General features: G+C 71.5%; 4 protein-coding genes. 1 reads left to right on the top strand and 3 read right to left on the bottom strand.

The genetic code is table 11. The features are described 5' to 3' along the window. Positions 1-125 precede the first annotated feature (125 nt). The 3 genes from ACFW6P_RS31960 to ACFW6P_RS31950 form a co-directional block, all read right to left on the bottom strand. Positions 126-464 carry a P-II family nitrogen regulator gene (locus ACFW6P_RS31960; protein WP_102907163.1) on the bottom strand — a complete coding sequence of 113 codons (339 nt, stop codon included), beginning with the start codon at positions 462-464 and terminating at the stop codon, positions 126-128. Beyond that, positions 461-1,801, bottom strand: coding sequence for an ammonium transporter (locus ACFW6P_RS31955; RefSeq protein ID WP_386358289.1), 1,341 nt, complete (start codon positions 1,799-1,801; stop codon positions 461-463). Before ACFW6P_RS31955 ends, ACFW6P_RS31960 begins: the two co-directional genes overlap by 4 nt. 337 nt (positions 1,802-2,138) lie before the next feature. Beyond that, positions 2,139-3,635, bottom strand: coding sequence for a hypothetical protein (locus ACFW6P_RS31950; RefSeq protein WP_386425762.1), 1,497 nt, complete (start codon positions 3,633-3,635; stop codon positions 2,139-2,141). Between the two features lie 469 nt (positions 3,636-4,104). On the opposite strand from ACFW6P_RS31950, the gene ACFW6P_RS31945 reads away from it, so the two are divergent. Next, on the top strand, positions 4,105-4,770 hold the full coding sequence (locus ACFW6P_RS31945) for a bifunctional DNA primase/polymerase (protein ID WP_386358285.1): 666 nt from the start codon (positions 4,105-4,107) through the stop codon (positions 4,768-4,770). Positions 4,771-4,818 lie beyond the last annotated feature (48 nt).

The following is a 4,818-nucleotide window of genomic DNA, read 5'->3' as shown; positions in this document are numbered from 1 at the left end:
GGCCCGGACCGCCCCTCCTCGGTGAGGAGGCGCAGCCGGGCCGCCGCGTAGCCGCTGGGTCCCGAGTCCTCTGCCTCTTCGCGCATGTCAGTTCCCGTCACCCGGCCGACTCCTGTCCCTCTGTCTCAGAGCGCGTCGGGGCCGCGCTCGCCGGTCCGGACCCGTACGGCCGTGTCGACCGGGATGGACCAGACTTTGCCGTCACCGATCTTGCCGGTCCGGGCCGCCTTGACCACGACCTCGATGAGCTGCTCGGCGTCGTCGTCCTCGACCAGGACCTCGATGCGGATCTTGGGGACGAGGTCGACGGTGTACTCGGCACCCCGGTAGACCTCGGTGTGGCCCCGCTGGCGGCCGTAGCCGCTGGCCTCGGTGACCGTCAGGCCGTGCACTCCGAAGGCCTGCAGGGCCTCCTTGATCTCGTCGAGCCGGTGCGGCTTCACGACGGCGGTGATGAGCTTCATGCGTCCACCTTCTTGCTCGCGGTTGCGGCGACCGGGGCCGTGACGGCCGTCTTGGCGGCGCCGCCGCCGGCGCCGCTGAAGTCGTATGCGGTCTCGGCGTGCTCGGTCTGGTCGATGCCGGTCACCTCGTCGTCCTCGGCGACCCGCATGCCCATGGTCCTGTCCAGGACGAAGGCGAGGATCGCGGAGACGACCAGGGAGTAGGCGAGCACCGCGAAGACTCCGGCGCACTGCTTCCAGAACTGGTCCAGGCCGCCGCCGTAGAACAGGCCCTTGACGTCGGACTGGCCCTTGCCGCTGGCGAAGAAGCCGACCAGCAGGGAGCCGGCGACACCACCGACCAGGTGGACGCCGACGACGTCGAGGGAGTCGTCGTAGCCGAACCTGTACTTCAGGCCCACGGCCATGGCGCACAGCACACCGGCGATGGCGCCGACGGCGATCGCGCCGAGCGGGCTGACCGCGCCGCCGGCCGGGGTGATGGCGACGAGGCCCGCGACCGCGCCGGAGGCGGCGCCGAGGGTGGTGAACGCGCCGTGGCGGATCTTCTCGTAGGCGAGCCAGGCCAGCATGGCGGCGGCGGTGGCGATCTGGGTGTTGACGAACATCAGCGCGCCCACGCCGTCGTCGTTGCCGAGCCAGGAGCCGGCGTTGAAGCCGAACCAGCCGAACCACAGCAGACCGGCGCCCAGCATGACCAGGGGGAGGCTGTGCGGGCGCATCGGGTCCTTCTTGAAGCCGATGCGCTTGCCGATGACCAGGATCACGCCGAGCGCGGCGGCACCGGCGTTGATGTGGACGGCCGTACCGCCGGCGAAGTCGATGACGCCCAGTTCGAAGGCCCAGCCGCCGGCGCCCCACACCCAGTGCGCGACGGGGAAGTAGACGACCGTGGCCCACAGGGCGACGAACAGGGCCCACGCGCTGAACTTGACGCGGTCCGCGAGGGCTCCGCTGATCAGGGCGGGCGTGATGATCGCGAACATCAGCTGGAAGACCAGGAAGACGAACACCGGGATGGTGTAGCCGTCCCACAGCTCGGTCAGGCCGATGTCGCTGAGGCCGACCCAGTCGGAGTTCCAGCCGATGAGGCTGCCGGAGTCGGTGCCGAACGCCATCGAGAAGCCGTACAGCACCCACAGGATGGTGACGATCCCGAGGCTGATGAAGCTCATCATCAGCATGTTCAGGGTGCTCTTGACGCGGACCATGCCTCCGTAGAAGAAGGCCAGGCCCGGGGTCATGAGCATCACCAGGGCGGAACAGATGAGCATGAACCCTGTGTTGGCGGCAGACAGCTTGGGTGCTTCTGCGGCAAGGGTGATGGCTGGTGCCATCGGCGTCTCCTCGTCATTGGTACGGCCCGGTGCGGGCGAAGCCTCGAGCGGCAAAGAGGGGTGGGCCGGTTATGCGCCACGAGATTGGCGCAGCGCGGTTTCGGTCGAGGCCCCTCGTTGTTTCGCGAACGTGACGAAGGCGCGTGGCGTGTTACGCGTCGATGAACTGCCGGATGGCGGGCGCGCCGATCGTTATCGTGGCGCAATCTTCGGCTCCGAGGGCCGTGGGAACGCGGACCGGCCGCGGCCGGCCTTCCGATGACCTGGCATGGGGGAGCCGAGTCGGGCAGTTCGGGAGGACCGGCCGCGGCCGGGGTTCAGTGGGTCGCGGGGCTGGTCAGACGGCCTCTGCTGTCTCGGGCAGTTCGGCGGTGAGCCGCTCGGTGAGGTCGAGGACCTCGCCGAGGTCGCCGAAGTCGCGGGCCGCGGTGTCGACGGTCTTGCGGATCCCGGTGTCGACGCGCTCGGAGCGGATCTTCTTGGCGACGTGCATGGCCTGGGAGGCGAACAGCGTGCTCTGCTCGGGCTCGCGCCGCAGGAGGTGCACGGTGGCCATGCCGATCAGGTTCAGCGCGTAGGACCGCTGGTGCTCGTCGTCCTGGGCGAAGAGGTCCACGGCCCGCCGCATCAGGGGCTCTGCCAGCGAGGCGTACGCCGGGCTGCGGCCGGCCGCGTAGGCGAGGTCGCGGTACGAGTGGGAGTTCTCCCCGTGCAGCTCGGCCTCGGAGAAGAAGCGGATCCAGTCGGGGTCCGGCTCGTCCCACTCGTCGGTGTCGGCGAAGGCGTCCTCGGCCATCCGGACCGCCCGCTTGCACTTGCCGGGCTGGCCCATGTTGGCGTAGGCGCGGGCCTCCATCGCATACAGCATCGACTGGGTGCGGGGGCCGGCGCAGTCCCGGCTGCCGTACTGGGCGAGGTGGATCAGCTCCAGCGCGTCGTCGGGGCGGCCGAGGTGGATCATCTGGCGGCTCATGCTGGACAGGACGTAGGAGCCGAGGGGGCGGTCGCCGGCCTCCTTTGCGGCGTGCAGCGCGAGGACGAAGTACTTCTGCGCGGTCGGGTGGAGCCCGATGTCGTAGGACATCCAGCCGGCCAGCTCGGCGAGCTCGGCGGCGACCTTGAACAGCCGCCGGGTGGTGGCCTCGGGGTGGGGTTCCTGGAGCAGGTCGGTCACCTCGTGCAGCTGGCCGACGACGGCCTTGCGGCGCAGACCGCCGCCGCACTGGGCGTCCCACCGGCGGAACATCACCGTCGTGGTCTCCAGCAGGTCCAGCTCCGGCTTGGAGAGCCGGCCGCGGCCGCGCCCCGTACCGGCCGACGGGTCGGGTCCGGAGCGCGGGGCCGGGGGTGAGGGGACGAGCCAGCGCTGCATGGGCTCGATGAGGGCCGGGCCCGCGGACAGGGCCAGCGAGCTCCCGAGGAAGCCGCGCCGCGCCAGCATCAGGTCGCTGCGCGAGAACTCGCCGAGCTGCGCGATGGTCTGCGGGCCCGTCCACGGCAGGTCGACGCCGGTCGCGGAGGGTGACTGGCGCGCGGCGCGCAGCCCCAGGTCCTCGACGGAGACGACGAGGCCGAAGCGCTCCGAGAACAGCTCGGACAGGATCCTGGGGATGGGCTCGCGGGGATTCTCGCCGTCGAGCCAGCGGCGCACGCGCGAGGTGTCGGTGGAGATGTGGTTGGCGCCCAGCTGGCGTGCCCTGCGGTTGACCTGGCGCGCGAGCTCGCCCTTGGACCAGCCGCTGCGCACGAACCAGGAGGTGAGCAGCTCGTTCGGGCGCTTGTCGGCGTGCGTCGCGCTCGCCGCGTTCGTCCCGCTGCCGCCGTTGCCGCTCACTGGAACGCCCCCATCCCTGAGACCGCTTGCCGCCGAGTGCGCCAAGCCCTATCAGCATGCCGGTATGTACGACCGTCCGTCCGGCCCTTGCCACCCTTCGAACGGAAGGCCGACTTGCCTCCGGCATACCCGTGAGTGCACGTACCCCTGGGCCTCGTGCACTCAAAGTAGTCCTACGGTCACCCGCCCAGCCATGGCTCACACGGAAACGCCACCATTCGCCACCCCAACGAATGAACTCCCCCACGGCCTCGCACGATTCACTTGACACAGCACGAAGACGAGCGGGTGCAGTGACGCACTCAGGGGCGCGCGCCGCCGGACCCACCACCCTGGGCACGTCCGGGCCCACCACCCTGGGCACGTCGGGGAGCCGAGTGAACGGGCGGCCGCCGGGAAGGCGGAGACAGAGAGTCACGTTTCGCGTCCGCTGCGTAACCAGCCGTGCGTCGGACCCGTTGGAGGGGGTATGGGCTTCACGATCGGCATCAGCCGGGGCATGCGCGACATCCGGACCGGCGCGCGCCGCCGCAGCCGCACGTCGGACGGCACGGCTGTGGCCGAGTACACCGGTCTGTGGGGCTGGGACGTGGTCCCGGGAGCCCGGGCCTCGGCGGGCGCCTGCTCGTGCGGCCGCAGAGGCTGCCCGGCCCTGGGCGCGCACCCCCTGGACTTCGCCCCGGTGCTCCGTGCGGGGGCGACGCTGGACGACGTCACGCGGATCTGGGGCGAGTTCCCCGGCGCCTCGGTGATGCTGCCCGTCGGCGGGGCGTTCGACGTCATCGAGGTCGCCGAGCCCGCCGGCTGCCGCGCCCTGGCCCGCCTGGAGCGCATGGGCCTGCCCGTCGGGCCGGTCGCGGCCACCCCGGACGGCCGCGCCCACTTCTTCGTCGCCCCGGGCGCCGCCGCCGAGCTGCCCGGGCTGCTCTACCGCATGGGCTGGGACGACCCGGCCGCCCTCGATCTGCGCGGCCTCGGCCCCGGCTCGTACCTCACGGCACCCCCCTCGGACCGGGGTGGCCTCGGCCCGGTGCGCTGGCTGCGCTCCCCCGCCCTGGACTCGGCCTCCCGGCCTCCGGAGGCCCGGCTGCTGCTGGGCACCCTGGCGTACGTGGCGCACCGGTCACGGGCCTGACCGCCCGGATCCGCACGGCGAAGCGCCCGCCCCGATCGTGTTCCGGGG

The organism is Streptomyces sp. NPDC058741 (assembly GCF_042746715.1).
Lineage (GTDB): Bacteria > Actinomycetota > Actinomycetes > Streptomycetales > Streptomycetaceae > Streptomyces.
The sequence above is the reverse complement of the archived record's forward strand: the minus strand, read 5'-3'. Positions and strand labels throughout refer to the sequence as shown.

Coding starts and splice junctions, on each gene's coding strand:
- ACFW6P_RS31945 (WP_386358285.1), top strand. CDS start 4,105: ATGGGCTTCACGATCGGCATCAGCCGGGGCATGCGCGACATCCGGACC.
- ACFW6P_RS31960 (WP_102907163.1), bottom strand. CDS start 464: ATGAAGCTCATCACCGCCGTCGTGAAGCCGCACCGGCTCGACGAGATC.
- ACFW6P_RS31955 (WP_386358289.1), bottom strand. CDS start 1,801: ATGGCACCAGCCATCACCCTTGCCGCAGAAGCACCCAAGCTGTCTGCC.